The sequence below is a fragment of the Flavobacterium branchiicola genome, from assembly GCF_018383905.1.
Classification (GTDB): Bacteria; Bacteroidota; Bacteroidia; order Flavobacteriales; family Flavobacteriaceae; genus Flavobacterium; species Flavobacterium branchiicola.
Map to the genome: position 1 here is coordinate 540,058 of NZ_JAGYWA010000003.1, position 20,620 is coordinate 560,677.

General features: G+C 35.0%; 18 protein-coding genes. 14 read left to right on the plus strand and 4 right to left on the minus strand.

The window, feature by feature from the left end; genetic code table 11:
• Positions 1 to 204: 204 nt before the first annotated feature.
• From KHA98_RS09205 to KHA98_RS09220, 4 genes are all read left to right on the plus strand, one after another.
• On the plus strand, positions 205 to 777 hold the full coding sequence (locus KHA98_RS09205; protein ID WP_213257464.1) for a GNAT family N-acetyltransferase: 573 nt from the start codon (positions 205 to 207) through the stop codon (positions 775 to 777).
• 84 nt (positions 778 to 861) lie between these two features.
• Positions 862 to 1,314, plus strand: a complete 453-nt coding sequence (locus KHA98_RS09210) for a carboxymuconolactone decarboxylase family protein (RefSeq protein ID WP_213257466.1) — start codon at positions 862 to 864, stop codon at positions 1,312 to 1,314.
• A gap of 91 nt (positions 1,315 to 1,405) precedes the next feature.
• Positions 1,406 to 1,744 carry a YciI family protein gene (locus tag KHA98_RS09215; protein ID WP_213257473.1) on the plus strand — a complete coding sequence of 113 codons (339 nt, stop codon included), beginning with the start codon at positions 1,406 to 1,408 and terminating at the stop codon, positions 1,742 to 1,744.
• A 115-nt stretch (positions 1,745 to 1,859) separates the two neighbouring features.
• Complete coding sequence (locus KHA98_RS09220; protein ID WP_213257475.1) at positions 1,860 to 3,104, plus strand: RNA polymerase sigma factor; 1,245 nt, start codon at positions 1,860 to 1,862, stop codon at positions 3,102 to 3,104.
• Between the two features lie 97 nt (positions 3,105 to 3,201).
• Here the strand turns inward: KHA98_RS09220 and KHA98_RS09225 are convergent, their stop codons facing one another.
• Entirely contained in the window at positions 3,202 to 4,080 is an 879-nt protein-coding gene (locus KHA98_RS09225) for an NmrA family NAD(P)-binding protein (protein ID WP_213257477.1), read from the minus strand.
• 81 nt (positions 4,081 to 4,161) lie between these two features.
• On the opposite strand from KHA98_RS09225, the gene KHA98_RS09230 reads away from it, so the two are divergent.
• Positions 4,162 to 4,524: a winged helix-turn-helix transcriptional regulator gene (locus tag KHA98_RS09230; RefSeq protein ID WP_317192571.1), complete on the plus strand. Its 363-nt coding sequence runs from the start codon at positions 4,162 to 4,164 to the stop codon at positions 4,522 to 4,524.
• A gap of 132 nt (positions 4,525 to 4,656) precedes the next feature.
• Here the strand turns inward: KHA98_RS09230 and KHA98_RS09235 are convergent, their stop codons facing one another.
• Together KHA98_RS09235 and pdxR are read right to left on the minus strand one after the other, a co-directional pair.
• Positions 4,657 to 5,097 carry a GNAT family N-acetyltransferase gene (locus tag KHA98_RS09235; protein ID WP_213257479.1) on the minus strand — a complete coding sequence of 147 codons (441 nt, stop codon included), beginning with the start codon at positions 5,095 to 5,097 and terminating at the stop codon, positions 4,657 to 4,659.
• 82 nt (positions 5,098 to 5,179) lie between these two features.
• Positions 5,180 to 6,640, minus strand: coding sequence for a MocR-like pyridoxine biosynthesis transcription factor PdxR (pdxR, locus tag KHA98_RS09240; protein ID WP_213257481.1), 1,461 nt, complete (start codon positions 6,638 to 6,640; stop codon positions 5,180 to 5,182).
• Positions 6,641 to 6,717: 77 nt separating this feature from the next.
• Here pdxR and KHA98_RS09245 point away from each other — a divergent pair, with 77 nt between their 5' ends.
• A complete protein-coding gene (locus KHA98_RS09245; protein ID WP_213257483.1) occupies positions 6,718 to 7,146 on the plus strand; it encodes a DoxX family membrane protein in 429 nt (142 codons plus the stop codon).
• Between the two features lie 97 nt (positions 7,147 to 7,243).
• Here KHA98_RS09245 and KHA98_RS09250 read toward each other — a convergent pair whose 3' ends face one another.
• The gene (locus KHA98_RS09250; RefSeq protein WP_213257485.1) at positions 7,244 to 8,845 is read right to left on the minus strand and encodes a Na+/H+ antiporter; all 1,602 of its coding nucleotides are present in this window, start codon (positions 8,843 to 8,845) and stop codon (positions 7,244 to 7,246) included.
• A 242-nt stretch (positions 8,846 to 9,087) separates the two neighbouring features.
• On the opposite strand from KHA98_RS09250, the gene ribB reads away from it, so the two are divergent.
• The 8 genes from ribB to KHA98_RS09290 all read left to right on the plus strand — a co-directional run bounded on the left by ribB (position 9,088) and on the right by KHA98_RS09290 (position 20,554).
• Positions 9,088 to 9,750 (plus strand): 3,4-dihydroxy-2-butanone-4-phosphate synthase, encoded by a 663-nt coding sequence (gene ribB, locus KHA98_RS09255; protein ID WP_213257487.1) that lies wholly within the window; start codon positions 9,088 to 9,090, stop codon positions 9,748 to 9,750.
• A gap of 2 nt (positions 9,751 to 9,752) precedes the next feature.
• On the plus strand, positions 9,753 to 10,325 hold the full coding sequence (locus KHA98_RS09260) for a Crp/Fnr family transcriptional regulator (protein ID WP_213257489.1): 573 nt from the start codon (positions 9,753 to 9,755) through the stop codon (positions 10,323 to 10,325).
• Positions 10,326 to 10,576: 251 nt separating this feature from the next.
• The gene (locus KHA98_RS09265; protein WP_213257491.1) at positions 10,577 to 12,055 is read left to right on the plus strand and encodes an ankyrin repeat domain-containing protein; all 1,479 of its coding nucleotides are present in this window, start codon (positions 10,577 to 10,579) and stop codon (positions 12,053 to 12,055) included.
• 81 nt (positions 12,056 to 12,136) lie between these two features.
• Positions 12,137 to 12,619, plus strand: coding sequence for a DUF2271 domain-containing protein (locus tag KHA98_RS09270; RefSeq protein WP_213257493.1), 483 nt, complete (start codon positions 12,137 to 12,139; stop codon positions 12,617 to 12,619).
• Between the two features lie 256 nt (positions 12,620 to 12,875).
• The gene (locus tag KHA98_RS09275) at positions 12,876 to 15,059 is read left to right on the plus strand and encodes a PepSY domain-containing protein (protein ID WP_213257495.1); all 2,184 of its coding nucleotides are present in this window, start codon (positions 12,876 to 12,878) and stop codon (positions 15,057 to 15,059) included.
• Between the two features lie 174 nt (positions 15,060 to 15,233).
• Entirely contained in the window at positions 15,234 to 16,274 is a 1,041-nt protein-coding gene (locus KHA98_RS09280; protein ID WP_213257497.1) for an FAD:protein FMN transferase, read from the plus strand.
• Positions 16,275 to 16,782: 508 nt separating this feature from the next.
• The gene (locus KHA98_RS09285) at positions 16,783 to 19,182 is read left to right on the plus strand and encodes a TonB-dependent receptor (RefSeq protein WP_246522250.1); all 2,400 of its coding nucleotides are present in this window, start codon (positions 16,783 to 16,785) and stop codon (positions 19,180 to 19,182) included.
• 37 nt (positions 19,183 to 19,219) lie between these two features.
• Positions 19,220 to 20,554: a hypothetical protein gene (locus tag KHA98_RS09290; RefSeq protein WP_213257501.1), complete on the plus strand. Its 1,335-nt coding sequence runs from the start codon at positions 19,220 to 19,222 to the stop codon at positions 20,552 to 20,554.
• The last annotated feature ends 66 nt before the right edge of the window (positions 20,555 to 20,620 follow it).

Consider the following 20,620-nt stretch of genomic DNA (forward strand, 5'->3'; position numbering starts at 1 on the left):
TTTAAATTAAAAGTATACTACAAAGATAAGCAGGGTCAGAATCTTATAAGTGGTATAATTTTATACTATATCAGTACAAATTCTTCATCTATTTTTTTGTTTCACGCTTCAGAGGCCTATGTGTTAAAAATTAGCTTTACTCTTTTTAAATCTCTGCAAAAAAAATATTTATAAGTAAATTTGCTAAACAAAAAGTACTACAAAATGATCATCAGAAAAGCACTCCACTCCGACTCCGCACAAATTGCTCCTATTTTATTACTGGCAATGGAAGATATCATTTATAATTTTATAGCCAAAAAAGAGTACGCTTCCGCGAAAGATTTTCTGCAGTATTTCATCGAAAAAGAAAACAATCAGTATTCTTATCAGAATTGTTATGTGGCCGAAGAAGAGAATGAAATTCTTGGTGTAGTTAATTTATATAATGGTGCGTCTTTAATTGAATTGCGTCAACCAGTAATTGATTATGTGAAAACTCATTTTAATCCTGATTTTAATCCTGAAGAAGAAACTCAAAGCGGAGAATTCTATATTGATTCTCTTGGTGTAAATCCGAAACATCAGGGAAAAGGAATCGGATCAAAAATACTTCGCTTTTTAATTGATGAATTTGTACATAAAAACAATCAGACTTTAGGCTTGCTTGTAGAAGAAGAAAATCCGAATGCCAAAAAACTGTATTTAAAACTTGGATTTAAGCCTGTCGGCGAAAAAACCTTAGTAGGTAAAAAGCTGGAACACCTTCAATTAAACCAGCAAATACTGGGGATTTAATTTTTTTTGTCTTTTTTTTCAAAATTTTGTCCAATTCCAAAAGTTCAGTTGTCATTAGAGTATAAACACTTAAAATTATACAAAATGGAAACTAGAATTAATGTATTCGAAAAAGGTCAAAAAGCAATCTCAACTTTATTTGGTATTACTGGATATTTGAAAAAATCAACACTTGAAACATCTCTTTTGGAGTTGGTAGATTTTAGAATATCACAAATTAATAGCTGTGCGTATTGTTTAGACATGCACTCAAAAGAAGCGATTGCGCACGGAGAAACTACACAACGTTTATTTGGATTAAGTGCCTGGAAAGAAACTCCATATTACACAAAACGTGAAAGAGTTGCGCTTGCTTATGCAGAAGCAGTAAATGCTTGTGATGTTCCTGATGAAATTTACGAAATTGCAAGAGCAGAATTCTCTGAAGAAGAGTTAATTGATTTAACGCTTGCCATTGGTACAATCAATATATGGAACCGCATTAACATTGCTTTTGCCAATACTCCGGGTACTTACAGAGTAGGTCAGTTCGGATAAATAAATGAGCTGTTTTAATAGAAAAATAGTACATTTATGACTTTATTAAAACAGCTTCTCTTTTTTAAAAATCATATAAAAACGCAACAAAATGAATGAATTCATATTAATTTTCAGAAGAGATTTTTCTACAAAAGAACTACAACCTTCTCCCGAAGAATATCAGCAACATTTACAACAATGGCAAAACTGGTTTGGAGGTCTGGCGGCACAGGATAAACTGGCAAGACCCTTACAACGCTGGGACGGACAAGGAAAACTGGTAACTTCTAATAAAGGAATTACCGATGGCCCTTTTGTTGAAATTAAAGAATCTATTGGCGGATTAATTGTCATTAAAGCCAAAGATTATGATGAAGCTGCCGCAATTGCACAAGATTGTCCGGTTTTAAATTTCGGCGGAAATGTAGAAATACGTATGGCGGTCTAAATAATTATGGGTTATAAATTATAAGTTATGAGTTAAATAATTTGCCGAGTACTTTTAACTATAATACTCCATTTGTAACTCATAACTTATAATTCATAATTTATAACTCCCAGCTATGGAACAAGAACTTATCCCTAATTTATTTCGAACAGAATACCAAAAGATCGTTTCGGTTCTTTGTGGTTTGTTTGGCATTCATCATATTGAAATTGCCGAAGATATTGTTAGTGATACGTTTTTAGCTGCTTCCGAAACCTGGGCGATAAAAGGAATTCCTGAGAATCCGACTGCATGGTTGTATACGGTGGCCAAAAATAAAACCAAGAACTATTTTAAACGAAATGATGTTTTTGAAAAGAAAATTGTTACCGAAATAAAATACAACGCTCCGTTAAACAATCCGGAAATCGACATTGATTTATCCGAACAAAATATCGCCGATAGTCAGCTTGCCATGATCTTTACGGTTTGCAATCCTTGTAATTCTAATGAAGCTCAGATTGCATTGGCGCTGAATTTATTATGTGGTTTTGGAATAAGTGAAATTGCAGATGCTTTTTTATCCAATAAAGAAGTTATTTACAAGCGAATAAACCGCGCTAAAGAAAAACTTAAGGAAGAAAATATTCCGATTCAAAACCCAAGTATTTCTCAAATAAAAGACCGAATCGACACGGTTTTAAAAACGATTTACCTACTCTATTCTGAAGGTTATTATTCGACTTCGCAAAATACAACTTTACGCAAAGATCTTTGTGCCGAAGCGATGCGTCTGACTTATTTACTGATTCAGAATGAAACAACCAACTTACCCACTGTAAATGCTTTAATGGCATTAATGTGTTTTCACTCTTCCCGTTTTGAAGCCAGAACATCCGAAAATGGTGAAATTATACTTTATGAGGATCAGGATGAAGCTCTTTGGAACCAGGAATTAATTGATCGCGGCGCCTATTTTCTAAGTAAATCTTCGCAGGGAAATACACTTTCAAAATATCATATTGAAGCCGGAATCGCCTTTTGGCACACGCAGAAAAAAGATACTATTGAAAAATGGAAGCATATTCTCGAATTGTACAATAATCTTATTATTCTGGAATATTCGCCCATTGTTGCCTTGAACCGAACTTATGCTTTGTCTAAAGCAACCAGTAAAAAAGAAGCCATAGTTGAAGCGGAGAAACTACAATTAACTGATAATCATTTTTACTTTTCTTTACTCGGAAATTTATACACGGATATTGACAATAAAAAAGCCTATCAGCATTTTGAAACGGCTCTTGGCTTGGCCAAAACAATTTCAGATAAAAATGTCATCAGTAAAAACATGATGGAACTTTCCTCTAAAATAAAAAATTGATACAAAACAAATCATCTGTAAATCATTATTTTATGGAATATAAATGCAAAAAAAAGAGTCCATTTTTAAATGAACTCTTTTTTTTTAATGAAAAGCTTTAGAATTTCAACGCAAATTCTTTTGCAAAATCTTCTAGTTTAATTTTTCCATCAACTGCTGTTTTATTTTTTAGAAAATCTTCGGCAATTGCACCACTTCGCAGTCCAGTTCCCATTTCGGTATATAAACCTGCCATCTCTTCCGGTAATCCAGCCTGAGCCATTCCGTTTAAAGATTGTTCATCCGTAAATTCAATCCATGGTAATTCCGGTTTACCAATTGCAGTACCCAAAATTTTTGCTGCATCACCAGGAGTGCGAACATCACTTACAATGTAACGAACATTTTTACCCGATCCCATTTTTTGTAATTCTTCGGCCACAGCGCTTGCAATATCTTCGGGATGTACATACGGAATCACCGCTAACGCAGGATAATTTGCCCCCATAATTCCAGCTCCGTTAATCATCGGAACATCATTATAGAAATTGGTAAAGAAAAATCCGGCACGCAAAAAGGTTACAGCTGAATTTTCTAATGTCTCATATATTTTTTCAATCTCATGAAGTCCCGCAATTGGCCCCGTTCCTTTTGGCAAATCGGCACCAATACTGCTTAACATTACAACTCGTTTAATTTGAGCGTCTTTTATCGCTTCCGCGAAAGCGTGACCCGCCGCAACCGTATTAGAAATAATATTATTACCTCCCATATTTGGCGGTGTCATAGCAAAAATTGCGTCAGCTCCGTCAAAAGCATTCTTCAAAAAAGCAACATCGTTAACCGATCCAATTGCCGGTTTTGCGCCTAATTGTTCGATTTCAGAAGATCGATCAGAACTGCTGCTGATAACGGTCACTTCATTTCCTGAAGCGATAAGTTTTTTAACTAATGGTTTTCCTATGTTTCCTAAAGAACCTGATATTGTAATTTTCATAACGGTATGTTTTTTTATTATCTGAAACAAAGGTATATTTGTACTTACTTTTACACAAGTACTTACCCTAAAGTATGCACAATGACAGCAATCAAAGAATCTTCGACAATTCAGGAAAATAAACAATACGCTTTAGAAAAATGCCCCGTAACGTATGTAATGGAAAAAATAGGCGGCTATTGGAAACCTATTATTCTATATCATCTTTCTGGCGGAAGTCAGCGTTATAGCGAACTTAAAAGAGCGATTCCGGCAGTAAGCGAGAAAATGCTTATTCAGCATCTTAAACAACTTGAGGCCGATAATCTTATTATCAGAGAAGCAAAACCAGTTGTTCCTCCGTTTGTAACCTATCGTTTAAGTCCGGCAGGAACCGGTTTAATGCCCGTTATTCAGGCAATGGCAGAATGGGCTTTTATTGACAAAGAAAAGGGGTTTGTTTGAGGGACAAAGGGGCAAAGGTTCAGAGCGACAGAGGCTTTGACTCTTTGGACTTTTGAACCTCAAAAATCATTTTTTTTAATTATTAGACATTTGAGGGACAAAGGCTTTGCCCCTTTGAACCTCTGAAAAAAATCATTTTTTCAACTTATTAGATAAATGAACTGCTGTCAAGACAAATCCATTTTTAAGATATACTTTTTGTGCTGTATTGTTGGTAAAAGCGGTATCTAAAACAACATAATCTTTGTTGAGCGCTATGGCAATTTCTTCGACGTGTTTTAATAATTCTGTCGCAAAACCTTTTCCGCGATAATCTTCCAGAGTACAAAGATCATCAATGTAAATAATGTTACCGCTGTGCAGCGAAGTCATAATTCGATAACCTGCAAAGGCAACAATTTTATTTTGATCTACTATTCCGGCGATGCTATATTTTTCATTTTTCATCATTTCGGTAATAGTGGGCTTCCATTTTGTTTTATCCAAATGCGGTCTTAAAACAAAAGCAACGTCCCAGCATTGTTCAATTTCTAATTCGGTTTCAATTTTTTTGATTTGATAAGTAGCCTCCATAATTTTGTTTTTTATTCAAAATTAAGGGAGTAAGCCAAAACTGAAATAACCCAATTTAAAAATCAATACTAGCCCAACGGAATTATTCTAAGGTGTTTTTTAGAATAGTAAACGCGTTCTCCATTTCATTTTCATTTAAAGAGGCAAAACCCATTCTTATCCCATTTGACTGAAAAAATTCATTCTTGTAAAATTTCCCGTTACTAATCGAAAGTCCATTTTTTAAAGCAGCATCAGACATTTTTTCGATATTAATACTTTGCTCAAAATTTGCCCAAACTGCCAGTCCGCCTTCCGGAGTTTTAAATTCTATCTGATTTTTAAAATCCGATTGAAGAATTGCACAAAAGTGATTTCTGCGTTGTTTGTAAATCTTTAAAGATTTTCTAAAATGACGTTCCATTTCTCCATTTTCAAACATTACGGCAAAAGCTTCTTCCAAAAGAGTATCACCCTGTCTGTCAATCATTTTTCTTAAAGATGCTGCGGCTTCAATAAAAGCAGGTGGTCCAATCATGAAACCAATTCGTAATGCGGGCGCAAAAGTTTTTGAAATTGATCCAATATAAATCACATTCTGATTGTGATCAATACTTGCCAATGGCAAATAAGGTTTATTGTCGTAATGAAAATCAAAATCATAATCGTCTTCAATAATCGCAAAACGATATTCTTTGGCCAGATTCAATAGTTTTAAGCGGCGCTCCATACTCATCGTAACGCCTGTGGGACAATGATGATGCGGAATAATATAAACAGCTTTTAACTTTTTATGTTGCAAAACTTCTTCCAGATAATCCGTGTCCATTCCGTTATCATCAACCGGAATTCGTTCTAAATTGGCACCCGAATATTTGAAAGTTTCATCGGCTGTGGTAAAACTGGAAACTCCAACTGCAATAGCATCATCTGGATTCAAAATTAATTGTGATGCGAGATAAATTCCCATCTGACTTCCTTTTGTAATAATGATATTTTCTGGAGAAACCACCAAACCGCGGGTATTCGAAAGGTAATGACAAATAGCAATTCGAAGATTTTCAGATCCCATTGTACTTCCGTATTTCAGGAAATTTTTGCCATAGAATTTTCGGGATAAACTTCTGTATTCCCGCATTAGCAGATCTATTGGAGCTAAGCGAACATCGGGAAAACCATCATCAATAGTTATTGACGCTTTTTGAATAATTTTATTTGAGATTTCATTTTTGAACTTATTCTGCCAGATAAAACCTTTTTCATCCTTATTTTGATTCGCTTCCGGCAATTTCAGGGTTGAAATGACAGGCAATTTCGAAAGTACAAAAATCCCTTTTCTCCCGATAGATTCAGCCCAACCCTGACTTATTAGTTCTTCATAAGCCAATTTTACCGTATTTCTGTTAATTCCGATAAGTTCTGCTAACACGCGGGAACTAGGCAAAATATCTGATGGTTTCAGCGTTCCGTTTGTAATAAGCGTGATAAAAGTATTGCAAACCTGAATATAAAGCGTAACGGAAGATTTGCGATCAATTTGAATTAATGATTTGTATGGCAACATCTGGGCTGTAGTTTTTATAAAAATTGGTACACAAAGTTACCCAACATCTTTTTACTTTTACATAAAAATCAACACAAATGAAAAATATCTCGTTACAGAATACCGGTTTTATATTAAGACTCTTTTTAGGAATCACCATGCTTTCTGCTGTTGCCGATCGTTTTGGATTTTGGGGTGCGCCAGGAGCGCCGGGTGTAGCCTGGGGAAACTGGGAAAACTTTATTGCTTATACGCAAACCCTGAATTCTTATGCCGGTAAAGCATTAGCCGGGGTTTTGGGTGCGACTGCTACTTTTTTCGAAATTGCGTTTGGTCTGCTTTTAATCATCGGATTTAAAACCCGATATGCAGCTTTAGGAACAGCAGGATTAATGCTCCTTTTTGCAGTTTCTATGACAATCGCAATTTCTATAAAAGCACCTTTAGATTATTCTGTTTTTACCAGTTTTGCCGCTGCATTGGTACTTTCCTCAATTGAGAAAACTTCTTTTGCTTTGAAAAATTAGTTTTTTTTAGCTGCTAAGGGACTGAGGGACTAAGACGCTAAGGTTCTGAGGTGCTTAGTCCCTTAGAATCTTAGTACCTTAGAACCTCAAAAAAAAACTACTCCTCATACATTTCCATCCAAAGGCGGGTTTCTTCAAGATCAAGTTCTTTTTCGATTTTGCGGAAGATTTCTTCATTGACTTCGCCTTTCTTGTGCATGATTTCCAGTTTGGCTCTTTCTACATTCAGCAAATCAATTTGTACTTTGGTAAAGTCGTTAAAAATCTCCCCTCCCATTACTTTTCCATTTCCGAAGAAATTCGCGGGAAGTTCTGTTTTCTGCAAACGGTTAAATTTTACTTCATATTTACTTTTAATATTATGAAGCAATTCGTCATTGAGTAACGAGAAATTATCTTCGATATGAGCAATCGTTTCAGAGACGATTACATTTCTGATTGTATATTCCTCAGCTAAAATCGAATAAGGCTGTAATTTTAATTTTCGAATAAGCCACGGAAGTGTTAATCCCTGAATTACCAATGTTGAAAGTATCACACAAAAAACCAAATAGATAATCAGGTTTCGCAGCGGAAATTCTTCTTTTTCATTCAACATTAAAGGCAAAGCCAAAGCAGCAGCCATAGAAACCACACCACGCATTCCCGACCAGCCAAAAATGATCATGTTTCTATAATCAAATTCTTCTTTCTCGCGTATTCTTTTACTTAAAAATCTTGGCAGTAAAGTTGCCGGAACAATCCATAAAAAACGCACCAAAACGACCACAATACTTATTGTCGCTCCCCAAATAAATAAAGAAGTCCCGGAATAATTACTAATTCCGGTTATAATGTGGCGAAGCTGTAAACCAATTAATATAAAAATTAAACCGTTTAAAATACTGGTCAGAATACTCCAGATAGTTCCCGTCATGATTCGGCTTTCGTGCGTAAAAATAGTACCGGAACGTGCCGATAGAAAAAGTCCTGTAGTTACTACGGCAAGTACTCCGGAACATTCAAAATGTTCTGCAATTAAATAAGAGGCGAAAGGCGTTAAAAGAGTCAAAGTTGCTTCGATAACATCATCGCAAACAAATCTTTTATGAATAAAACTCATTACATAACCCACTCCCAGACCTACTGCAATTCCTAAAGTAGACATGATAAAGAAATTTAATCCTGCCTGCCAAAGCACAAAATTTCCGGCAACAATTGCAGTAAGTGCGTATTTGTAAGCCACAAGTCCACTGGCGTCATTTAGCAGACTTTCGCCTTCAAGAATCGCAATCAAACGCGGATGTAAACCAAGTCCTTTGGTAATAGAAGTTGCCGAAACAGCATCTGGAGGCGAAACAATGGCGCCAAGCAAAAAGGCTAACGGCCAGGAAATATCTTCAATTAACCAATGTGCTGCAACCGCAACCGAAATAGTCGTAAATAAAACCAAACCAACTGCCGCAAGCGTAATCGGGCGAATGGTATGTTTAAACTCTGACCAACTTGTATACCATGCCGCATGATACAATAAAGGCGGTAAAAAGATAATAAAAACCACATCGGGGTTTAAGGTAACAATTGGGAGTCCAGGAACTATACTTATTATAACCCCGCAAAGTACCAGAACTATAGGAACAGGAAAATTGTACCGTTTACTTATTAAGCTTAAAAAAGCAACTCCAAACAGTAACATGATAATTACGGTAATATTTTCCATTTTCGAGATTGTTTTTGGTTGTCTAACTTTTATTAGACCTGGATATGGGCACTAAATTAATATTTAATGAGAACTAAATTAAAATTTCACTAAAAAAGTTAAAAGGGAATTTATTCATTAAAATTTTGTTTATCTAACACAAAAGAGATCCTATTTATTGACTTACATCAAACTTTTCTACTTGAAACAATTCTAGATTTGTCTTTTAAACCAGTTTACAACAATTCAAAAAATATACTAAAATGATAGCTACAGAATTAAGTCCGTTAACAGAATTTGGAATCTCAAGCCGAGAGCGTGTCGAAAATGCTTTGGAACATCTTAAAAACGGAAAAGGGATTATAGTAACCGATGATGAAAATCGTGAAAACGAAGGTGATCTTATATTTTCTGCACAACATATAAATGTTCCCGATATGGCTTTAATAATTCGCGAATGCAGTGGAATTGTCTGTTTGTGTCTCACTAATGAAAAAGCAAATCAACTTGAACTTCCTTATATGGTTAAAGAAAATACAAGCAGTTTTCAGACGCCTTTTACAATTACAATTGAAGCTAGAAATGGTGTAACAACGGGCGTTTCTGCGCAAGACAGAATTACAACTATAAAAACTGCGATTGCATCAAATGCAAAACCGGGAGATCTCGCACGCCCCGGACATATTTTTCCTCTTCGCGCCAGCGACAATGGTGTTCTGGAACGAAATGGTCATACAGAAGCAAGTGTAGACCTGATGAAATTAGCCAAACTACAACCGGAAGCCGTACTTTGCGAATTGATGAACGAAGACGGCAGCATGGCAAAACTGGACAAAATTATTAGCTTTGCACAGCAACACCATTTAAAAGTTTTATCTATTGAAGATATTATCTATTACCGAAAATTCGTAAGAGATTATAAATAAAGATGATATACGAACAACTTGGAAATTACATCAAAAAAAACATCGAAGTTTCGAGCGAGGATTTAAGCACGATTCTTTCTTATTTTAAACCTTTAAAGAAAAGTAAAAATGACCTTTTACTTGTTCAGGGACAAACAAGCCAACAGACTTTTTTTGTTGGAAAAGGCTGTCTGCGCATATTTTTTATTAATGAAGAAGGAAAAGATGTAACCCGATATATTGCTTTTGAAAATCAATTTGCTACGGCATTAGTAAGTTTTATAACAAAAATGCCGGCAGCGGAAAATATTCAGGTTATCGAAAAATCTGAATTACTAACTATCTCGCATGAAGATTTTAATTATCTAATGAAAATTATTCCGCAATGGAGGGAATTTTACAGTAATTATCTCGAAAAAGCCTATGTAAACAATGCCAATCGTTTACTGTCTTTTACTACGATGGATGCTCTGGAAAGATACAATCAGCTTCTAAAAATAAATCCTGCCATTGTAAAAAGGCTTCCGAATAAAATAGTGGCTTCGTATATTAATATTTCGCAAGAAACTTTAAGTCGGCTGAAATCTAAAATTTAAACAAAAACCCCAATACTTTTTAGAAAAAAAGTATTGGGGTTTTTCCTTTTTATTATTTTCCTTCTCAACATTAAAATAACATTAAAATACGCTTAATTAGAAAAATTTCTAGGCGAAACAGGTTGATTTACTCTTTTTAATATTTACATTTGCGTTATTTTTATTTATTCTAAATAGAATTCTAAAAAGAAGATTTAATTACCCTATTTTAAAGGAAATCTAATTGTCTTAAAAATTGTAAAACCCGAAATATGAAAAAGAATATTTTTCTTTCTTTCGCACTGGCTGCCACTTTATTTGTTAGTGCTCAACAAAAAAACGCATTATTAGAGCAATCTTTCTGGAAAACAGCTCCGGATGTAAACGCTGTCAAAGCCGAAATTACTAAAGGAAATAATCCCGCAGAAGCAAATGCAAATGCTTTTGATGTTACTACTCTTGCAATCAATAATGATGCGCCATTGGCTACCATAAAATTCTTATTGGACCAACCAGGTAATCCGGTAAATAAATCTACTCACGATAATCGTATTTATTTGCACTGGGCTGCTTACAAGGGCAATACAGAATTGGTTCAGTATTTAATTGAAAAAGGTTCCGATATTAATCTTGAAGACAGTCACGGTACTACTCCACTTGTTTTTGCTGCAACCAGCGGACAATCTGATCCGGCTCTTTTTGAGGCTTTCTTTAAAGCAGGAATTGATCCTAAGAAAAAATATAAAGACGGAGAAAATCTTCTTCTTTTAGGAATCGCATCTGATAAAGAATTAAAACTGGCTGATTTTTTAACTACAAAAGGTTTATCGCTAAAAGACGTTGATAACAATGGTAACACGGCTTTTAATTATGCTGCCAGAACCGGGAACATTGCGCTTTTGAAAAAACTGTTAGAAAGAAAAGTAAAATATACTGATAATGCACTTTTAATTGCCACTCAGGGAAATCGTAGAGAAACAACTTCTCTTGACGCTTATAAATTTTTAGTTGAAGAACTAAAACTGAAACCAACCGTAACTGGAAAATCTGGAGAAAATGTACTTCTTTTATTGGCTGGAAAACCAAATCAGAAAGAAATTATCGCCTATTTCCTTGCAAAAGGTGTTGATGCTAATAAAGTAAATAATGACGGAAATACTCCTTTTATGATTGCTGCCGGTGCAAGAGAAAATGGAGCTTTAGAATTATTATTGCCTGTTGCAAAAAACATCAATTTAAAAAATGCAAAAGGTGAATCGGCTTTAACAATGGCTGTAAAATCAGGAACTCCCGATGCTATTGCGCTTCTTTTAGGAAAAGGTGCCGATGTAAATGTTACGGATAAAGATGGCAATAACTTAGGTTTCTACTTAGTTCAGTCTTACAGACCAGATCCAAAACAAGATACTTTTGATGCTAAAGCAAAATTACTTCAGGAAAAAGGTTTAAATCTTGCCGCTCCTCAAAAAGACGGAAGTACATTATATCATTATGCTGCTGCTAAAAACGAACTTTCTTTATTGAAAAAATTGGCTCCGCTAAACATTGATGTGAATGCTAAAAACAAAGACGGAATCACGGCGCTTCACAAAGCGGCAATGGTCGCAAAAGACGATTCTGTTTTGAAATACTTGCTTTCAATTGGTGCTAAAAAAGACATTACTACAGAATTTGACGAAAGTGCTTATGCGCTTGCAAAAGAAAATGAGTCTTTGACAAAACAAAATGTATCAATCGAATTTTTAAAATAATATCTTTTAAATTCCAAACTTTAAATTCCAAATTCCAATCTTGAAAATTAAACTTTCAAGATGATAATAAAACAAAAATAAATGAAATCTATACTTAAAATTGCGCTTACAGCTACTCTTATCTGCCTAATCTCTTTTCAGTCAAACGCACAGGCGAACAAATATAAATGCATGCTTCAAATGGCAAATTATATGGGCGAAGGCGCTTATATCGTAGTTTCTTTGATTAATCCACAGGGAGAATATGAGAAAACACTTTATGTAATGGGCGATGATAAAAAATGGTACAAATCATTAAAAGAGTGGAATAAATTTCAAACTCAGAAACCTGCTGATATCAGTGCAAAAACTGGAGCTTCTGTTACTGGCGGAGATCGCAGCATAACGACAATCGAAATTGACGATTCTAAAATTAATAAAGGATACAAACTACGATTTGAATCGGCTGTTGAAGATCAGAAATATTATGTAAGTGATTTAGAAATTCCGTTGACAACTGCCGGACTTGCTGATAAAACGGAAGGTAAAGGTTATATCAGATATGTAAGATTAAACAAAATTTAATACTCTAGGTATATTTTTAAACACATAGAAACATAGTTTTTTGTGTCGAAAAAGAGAATAGAAGAAACAAGTTTCCACACATAGCTATGTTTGTTAATGCAAGTGAAACGCCTTTTTTAAACTTTGAATACTATGTTTCTATGTGTTAAAAAGTTTTTTTTCTTAATTTCAGCCAACGTTTTTTTATTTAACGAAGAACAAAATTTAATACCTTACATCCCTCAACTATATTTGATTACCATTTAGCTTACATTCAATGACTCTTTCTTTTTGGCGTTACACACACTTAGCTCTGGCTTTGTTTTCTTCTTTGTTTTTACTGCTTGCATCCGTAACAGGAATTATACTGGCAGTAGATGCGGTACAGGAAAAAACATTGCCTTATAAAGCAGAAAACTTCGATTCGATAACTTTGGGTGAAACACTTCCGGTTTTAAAAAAGAAGTATGCCGAAATAACCGAAGTAAGTGTTGATTACAATCAATTTGTAACGCTTCAGGCAATTGATGAAAATGGTAACGATATCAAATCCTATGTAGATGTAAAAACGGGAAAACTCTTAGGAACTCCTGCAAAAAAAAGCGAATTTATTCAATGGATAACAGGCCTTCACCGCTCCTTATTTCTTCATGAAACGGGGCGTTTTTTTGTTGGTGTAATTTCTTTTTTATTATTACTAATAGCCATTTCGGGTTTTATGCTGGTTTTGAGCAGACAAAGAGGAATCCGTAATTTCTTTTCGAAAGTAATCAAAGAATATTTTGCCCAATATTATCATGTTGTTTTAGGCCGATTGGCTTTAATTCCGATTTTGATTATTGCACTTACCGGAACTTATTTGTCACTTGAAAGATTCAACTTTTTTATGGGTGACGAAAAAGCAAAACCCGTAAAAACAGAACTTTCGGCGAAAGCCAAAACCGAATCTATATTTAAAACTACTTTATTATCAGACGTAAAAAAAATCGAATTTCCTTTTACTGATGATCCTGAGGAATATTATATCATAGAATTAAAAGACCGCGAAATTGAAGTAAATCAGGTTACAGGCGCTGTAATTTCAGAGAAACTTTCGCCAATGACAGTTCAGTTTGCAGCTTTAAGTCTTGATCTTCATACCGGAAGAATCAATGCAATTTGGGCTGTAATTCTGGGTATTGCCTGTCTAAATATACTTTTCTTTATCTATTCCGGTTTTGCTATTACACTCAAAAGAAGATCAAGTAGAATTAAAAATAAATACAAAGCGCACGAAAGCACTTTTATACTTTTGGCAGGTTCTGAAAACGGAAGTACTTTTCGATTTGCAAACGCCATTCAGAAACAATTAATCGATCACGGACACAAAGCTTTTATTACCGAATTAAACCGTTTTTCTGTTTATCCGAAAGCGGAACATATTATTGTATTTTCTTCGACACATGGTTTAGGAGATGCACCTTCTAACGGAAATAAATTTAAAGCTTTAATAGAAAAACAAAATCAGGAACAAAAAATCAATTTTTCTGTCGTTGGTTTTGGCTCTAAAGCTTATCCTGATTTCTGCGAATTTGCTGTAGAAATCGATCAGCTTTTAGAGCAACAAAACTGGACAGAACGTTATCTTGATATGCAAACCGTAAACGATAAATCGGCGGTTGAGTTTACAGAATGGGTAAAATTATGGAGTGCAAAAACGGGAATTCCGTTAGCGACAACGCCATCATTATACAATCATGTTCCGAAAGGATTGCAAAAATTAATGGTTTTGGATAAAACTCCAATTTCAGAAACGGAACATACTTTTATTTTAACTTTACGTGCCAATGCCCGGGTTAAATTCAGTTCTGGCGATTTACTAGCAATTTATCCTGCCAATGATTCGAGAGAACGCCTCTACTCGATTGGAAATCATTCGGGAAATATACAATTGGTAGTAAAACTGCATCCAAACGGATTAGGTTCGGGATATTTGAATGCTTTAGAACCGGGAAATACGATAAAGGCTAAAATCCTTAAAAATCCAACTTTCCATCTTCCGAAGAAAGCTCCAAAAGTGGCTTTCATCTCCAACGGAACCGGAATTGCGCCATTTTTAGGAATGATCGAACAGAATAAAACAAAACAGGAAATACATTTATACAGCGGCTTTAGAATGGAAACGCCTACTTTGATGGCGTATAAAAAGTTTGCTGAACTCATGATTCAAAAAGAACATTTAGATCATTTTCATGTTGCTTTATCGCGTGAAGCGGAACATATTTATGTGATGGATCTGATTAAAAGAGATGCTGTATTTTTTGTGGAGTTATTAAAACAAGGCGGCGTAATCATGATTTGCGGATCGCTCGCCATGCAGCAAGATGTTGAAGCTATTTTAAATGAATTATGTCTGGCAAACGGAGCAAAAAATCTTTCTGAATATAAATCCAATTATCAGCTCTTAACAGATTGCTACTAAACTATATGAATAGCGCGTTGGGGATTAATTAAAAAACACTTTTAACACATAGAAACATAGCTTTTTTTGTCTATAAAAAAGGCGTTTCACTTGCATTAACAAACATAGCTATGTGTTAGAAACTAGTTTCTTTTTAAAATCTTTTTAGCAATATTTATAATAATCTATGTTTCTATGTGTTCAAATAATTACATCCAACAAGTTATAAATAGTAAATTGTCACTACATAAACTGGTTTTTCTTTTTGTAATCGCATGCAGTTTTTCTCTGCATTCACAAGTATTACGAAAGAAGACAACACTGCTTATGGGCGGACGTTTTGATATTAGTATTGTAGATAAAGATTCCCTTTCTGCGGCACAAAATATTGCTATTGTAATTGCTGAAATTACCCGAATAGAAAATTTAATCTCCGACTGGAAACCGGATTCTCAGGTTTCTCAGGTAAATCAGAATGCAGGAATTCAACCTGTAAAAGTGGATCGTGAAGTGTTTGAATTAACCCAAAGAGCCATTCAATTATCTGAAATAACAAACGGTGGTTTTGATGTGAGTTTTGCCGCAATGGACCGAATCTGGAAATTTGACGGCTCGATGACGGAAATGCCTTCGGCGGAAGCCATAAAAAAATCGGTGGAGAAAGTGGGGTATAAAAACATTATTCTCGACAGCGTTGCATCGACTATTTTTTTAAAACTAAAAGGAATGAAAATAGGGTTTGGCGCTTTGGGCGAAGGTTATGCAACCGATAAATGCCGCGCCATGATGATTGCAAAAGGTGTAAAAGCCGGAATTATAAACGGCTCCGGAGATATGAGTACGTGGGGAAAACAACCTAACGGAAATGACTGGAAAATTGGCATTACAAATCCGTTTAATCCGGATAAACTTTTGGCTGTTGTTCCTTTAAAAGACGGCGCTGTCACCACTTCCGGCAGTTATGAAAAGTTTGTTGTTTTTAATGGCAAACGTTATTCGCACATTATAAATCCTGCAACCGGATATCCCGCAACCGGATTGTGCAGCGTTTCTGTTTTTGGCCCAAATGCCGAAACCGCAAACGGATTAAGTACTTCTCTAATGGTTTTAGGACAAAAAGAAGGGTTGCTTTTACTTCAAAAATTTCCTGGCTACAGTTGTTTGATGATTACTGATAAAGGAAAAGTTATTCAGTCTAAAAACTTTGATAACAAACATTTTAAAGCTAAGTTTTAATTATATTTTATGTCTTCCTGAGCGTAGTCGAAGGATCTCGGCAAAGTGTCTTTCTTTAATGGTTTAATCTCGCAAAGACGCAAAGTCGCAAAGTTTTTTATTTCTTTTTTTGTCCTCCTGAGCGTAGTCGAAGGATCAACACAAAGTATTTCGCCAATTTTTGTCATTTCGACGTAAGGAGAAATCGCACTAGCTTGTCGACAAAGATTGGCGATTTACTTTGCGGAGTTTCGTGTGCGATTTCTCCTTACGTCGAAATGACAAACTTCATGCTTATTTAGCCATTTTAGTAATTAATACTTACTCTTTGCGCACATCCTTCGACTTCGCTCAGGAGGACAAAAAACATTCAACTCAAAACTCATAATTCATAACTCATAATTCATAACTTCTTAAACCCAACATTAAAATTTCTAATGTAAATCTAATAATCTTCTAATTCGTTTATTTAGATTAAATATAAATTATAAATTAAGTTTGCTGTCCTATAAAATCAGTACACTTAAACATGAGAATTCTTTACGCTCTTCTACTTATGACTACTATTTCCGGCTGGTCACAAACCGGGAAAATTACAGGAAAAGTAACTTTTGCAAATAATGAAACCGCTTTTGGAGCATCGGTACAAATTACAGGAACAAAGAAATTTGTTGTAGTTGATGGCGAAGGTCAGTTTGAAATAAAAAGCCTGATGTATGGCAGTTACAAACTGGAAATTTCGTCGATGGAAGCCAAAGCAAAAATGATAAATATTGTCGTTAATCGTCCGTCGCAGCAAATCAATGTTTCACTTGAAAAAATAACAGATCCAAAATCTTTAAAAGAAGTTATTGTACAGAAGAAAACCTTCAAAAAAGAAATAACGGAAAAAGGCTTCGCTGTAAACGTCATAGAAACTCAGGAAGCGGCAAAAAGAAATCTTCAGACTAATGATTTATTAGATCGTTCCGGTGGAGTGAGAATCAGACAAAACGGAGGTTTAGGATCTGCAGTTACGTACAATATTAACGGAATGTCGGGAAATGCCATCAGAATATTTATCGACGGAGTTCCAATTCAGACTTATGGCGCCTCTTTTAGTTTAAACAGTATTCCGCCTGCTTTGATTGAGCGAATTGAAGTTTTTAAAGGTGTGGTTCCGGCTTATCTGGCCGATGATTCACTAGGAGGAGCTATTAATGTGGTTTTAAAAAAAGGAGCTAAAAACAGCTTAAATGCTTCGGTTTCTTACGGATCATTCAATACGGTTCAATCTAATATTAATGCTTCATACAGAGATAAAAAAGGTTTTACCGTCAATGCCAATGCATTTCAGAATTATTCTGATAATGACTATGAAGTTTGGGGAAGGTTTGTTTACAACATCGCGCCAAACGGACGTTACGAACCTATTAGAGCTAAAAGGTTTGAGAGTATGTATCGCTCTTTTGGAGGAAGATTAGAAGCGGGTTATACCAATGTTGACTGGGCAGATAGTTTTTTAATTAGTTATAATGGTTCAGAGGATTTTAATCAGATTCAGCACGGGCAATATATGACAAAACCGTATAAAGGTCGTTTTAGTGAATCTGCTGCGAATGTTATCAGTTTGAATTACAGCAAGAAAGATTTCCTGATTAAAAAACTTGATTTTAATGTTATAGCTGTTTACAGTCACAGAAATGATGTAATCAATGATACGGTAAAATGGAATTATAACTGGAATGGCGAAAAAGCGCTTGGCTTATATGGAGATCCCATTTTAACAACTACTGGCGCGCAACAAGGAGCTCCGACAATCAATAATATGACTTCGAATATTTTTAATACACGTGCAGGTTTAAACTATACTATTAGTGATAACCATAAAGTACTTGTAAATGTGATGACGTACATTTTTGACCGAAATGATTATGATGAAATGAAACCGGAAATCACCCGAAATTTTGAAGTTACGCGAGATTTAGATAAAACGGTTTCTTCATTGGCTTACGAAATGACGGCCTTTGATTCGCGTATGAGAGCCAATCTTTTTGTAAAAAATTACAACCTGAAAAACGAACAACGCGATCCACAAACGGTTACTCAAAATGGTGAAACTATAGTAAATGAAGTTCTTACTTCTAAAAAAACAAATCATACTGGTTATGGTTTTGCAGGCTCCTACTCTGTTACGCCAAAAATAATGGTTATGGCTTCTGCTGAAAAAGCAATCAGAATGCCATCTGAAAATGAAATATTTGGAAATCCGGGTGAAAATATCTTAAGCAACTCTACCTTACAACCAGAACAAAGTAATAATCTGAATGCCGGTTTTAGATTTGGACCTTATGAAATCAATCAGCATAAATTTACTATTTCCGGGAATGCCTTTTGGCGAAATACCGAAGATAAAATTGTTCGCCAGATTAGTGATCGTTTAAACGAAGCTATTCAGGCATCTCCATTTATCAATTTAGGAAAAGCACAATCGGTTGGTTTTGAAGCTTCGTTTCAATATTCATTCAACAACCGCTTTTTTGCCGGAATGAATCTTTCTAAATTTAATTCGCTTTTTAAAGACAAATACGATAAAAACGGAAACATTCTTCCGCATTATAACAAACAATTGCCGAATGAACCGTATTTCAATTTAAACGGAAATCTGCAATACAACTTCAAAAATGCCATTCAGAATAACTCAGAATTAAACCTGTATTACTATTGCGGTTACGTTGCGCCATTTTATACTTCGTGGCTTGAGATTGATAAAACGACAGCTCAATTTCCGCAGGATTTGGGTTTAAGTTATGTTTTTCCGAAGAAACAATTCATTGTGAGTTTTGATGCCCGAAACATTTTTGACGAACAAGTTTACGACAATTTCGCTGCTCAAAAACCAGGAAGAGCTTTTTACTTAAAAGTCAATTATACCATTAATAAATTTTAATCAAATTCTAAATAATTAATTTTCAAATACATTAAAAATGAAAAAGAATACTTTTAAACTATTCACTTCAGGCTTATTGCTTAGTGCGCTTGCCTTGACTACTTCATGCAGCAGTGACGATAATAAAAATACAGAACCTGTAAATCCGGTTACAGAAGGACGCTGGATTACAGTTGCAGGAGCTTTAATGCAAACGAATCCGGGTGACGGAAACGGTGGAACAAGAGTTTTTGCTGTTAGTAAAGAAAATGCTATAAATCCTAATTTTTCTGTGAACGTTTATGAGCAAGGTGTGCCTGTACAATCAAGCAGAACAGCACGTTTACAATCTTCTGTAGATGGAACTACGCTTTTTAATATTACATACACGGGTGCCAACGGAGGTGAATTTATGACCTACAAAGTAAACGGAGGAAATAATTTTGTTGAATCTCAGGCAAAAGTTAATATTTCGCAATATGCAGGATTATCTCCAAGATGGGTAAAACTTTTTGATGGTGATAAAACAGGTGTTGCAGTAAACGTAACAACTCCAATTGTCAATACAAATGAAGACAAAAGTTATAAAAACACAAGAGGAATAGCTACTGTATTGTCTCTGGACATGCAGCAAACTTTGATCTCGGCTTTCAAACAATTTGAAATTCCGTTAACTCCTGAAGAAGAAGCGCAAGGACACCATATTTTCCGTTTGGATGCACCAACACTTAACAAAGCCGGAAATAAATTAATTATCGGAACGTGGATGCGTAAAACAAACCCGGCTTCTCCAAAAGATAACGAAGCTTCATTTACCCGTTTAGGTTCTAAATCTCTTGTGGTAGATTATCCTGCATTAACCAATCCGCAAATTATTACTTCTACAGTTGGATTTGGTGATACAAGCGGTTACAGAAGTTTCAACAGTTTTGTGGCTACAGACGGAAACATTTATCAGGCTACACAAAGAGATACGCAAAAAGGTTCTTATATCTTAAAAATCAATCAAAGCAACCAATATGATAATTCGTATGTATTTAGTTTAGATACAGCTTTAGGAATTAAAGGCAGTTATATTGATGCGTGGAGATATGTTGGAAACGGAATTGCTTATGCTGTTTATACTTATGAAGGTGCAAATGATCAGGGTTTTCTTGCCAGACTTGATTTAAACGCCAGAACGGCTCAAAAAGTAGAAGGAATTACTTATGATGCTGATTTGAATTTTGGACAATACCAAGGTTTTGTTGTTGATGGAAATAACTTTTATATCGCGGTTACACCAGTTGGAAAAGATGGTAATATTTATGTAATTGATATTCCAACAGGAGCTGTTACTAAAGGTGCTAAATTGATAAACAAACCAGGAAACCACTATATCGGTGTATTCTAAAAAATAATAACTATCGTTATTTACTTGAGTTTTTTTTTTATTTTAAAACAGTCCGCTTCAGAATAT

Coding starts and splice junctions, on each gene's coding strand:
- KHA98_RS09205 (WP_213257464.1), top strand. CDS start 205: ATGATCATCAGAAAAGCACTCCACTCCGACTCCGCACAAATTGCTCCT.
- KHA98_RS09275 (WP_213257495.1), top strand. CDS start 12,876: ATGACTCTTTCTTTTTGGCGTTACACACACTTAGCTCTGGCTTTGTTT.
- KHA98_RS09280 (WP_213257497.1), top strand. CDS start 15,234: ATGTGTTCAAATAATTACATCCAACAAGTTATAAATAGTAAATTGTCA.
- KHA98_RS09225 (WP_213257477.1), bottom strand. CDS start 4,080: ATGAAAATTACAATATCAGGTTCTTTAGGAAACATAGGAAAACCATTA.
- KHA98_RS09285 (WP_246522250.1), top strand. CDS start 16,783: ATGAGAATTCTTTACGCTCTTCTACTTATGACTACTATTTCCGGCTGG.
- KHA98_RS09270 (WP_213257493.1), top strand. CDS start 12,137: ATGAAATCTATACTTAAAATTGCGCTTACAGCTACTCTTATCTGCCTA.
- KHA98_RS09235 (WP_213257479.1), bottom strand. CDS start 5,097: ATGGAGGCTACTTATCAAATCAAAAAAATTGAAACCGAATTAGAAATT.
- KHA98_RS09215 (WP_213257473.1), top strand. CDS start 1,406: ATGAATGAATTCATATTAATTTTCAGAAGAGATTTTTCTACAAAAGAA.
- KHA98_RS09245 (WP_213257483.1), top strand. CDS start 6,718: ATGAAAAATATCTCGTTACAGAATACCGGTTTTATATTAAGACTCTTT.
- KHA98_RS09260 (WP_213257489.1), top strand. CDS start 9,753: ATGATATACGAACAACTTGGAAATTACATCAAAAAAAACATCGAAGTT.
- KHA98_RS09220 (WP_213257475.1), top strand. CDS start 1,860: ATGGAACAAGAACTTATCCCTAATTTATTTCGAACAGAATACCAAAAG.
- KHA98_RS09265 (WP_213257491.1), top strand. CDS start 10,577: ATGAAAAAGAATATTTTTCTTTCTTTCGCACTGGCTGCCACTTTATTT.
- KHA98_RS09250 (WP_213257485.1), bottom strand. CDS start 8,845: ATGGAAAATATTACCGTAATTATCATGTTACTGTTTGGAGTTGCTTTT.
- pdxR (WP_213257481.1), bottom strand. CDS start 6,640: ATGTTGCCATACAAATCATTAATTCAAATTGATCGCAAATCTTCCGTT.
- KHA98_RS09230 (WP_317192571.1), top strand. CDS start 4,162: ATGACAGCAATCAAAGAATCTTCGACAATTCAGGAAAATAAACAATAC.
- KHA98_RS09210 (WP_213257466.1), top strand. CDS start 862: ATGGAAACTAGAATTAATGTATTCGAAAAAGGTCAAAAAGCAATCTCA.
- KHA98_RS09290 (WP_213257501.1), top strand. CDS start 19,220: ATGAAAAAGAATACTTTTAAACTATTCACTTCAGGCTTATTGCTTAGT.
- ribB (WP_213257487.1), top strand. CDS start 9,088: ATGATAGCTACAGAATTAAGTCCGTTAACAGAATTTGGAATCTCAAGC.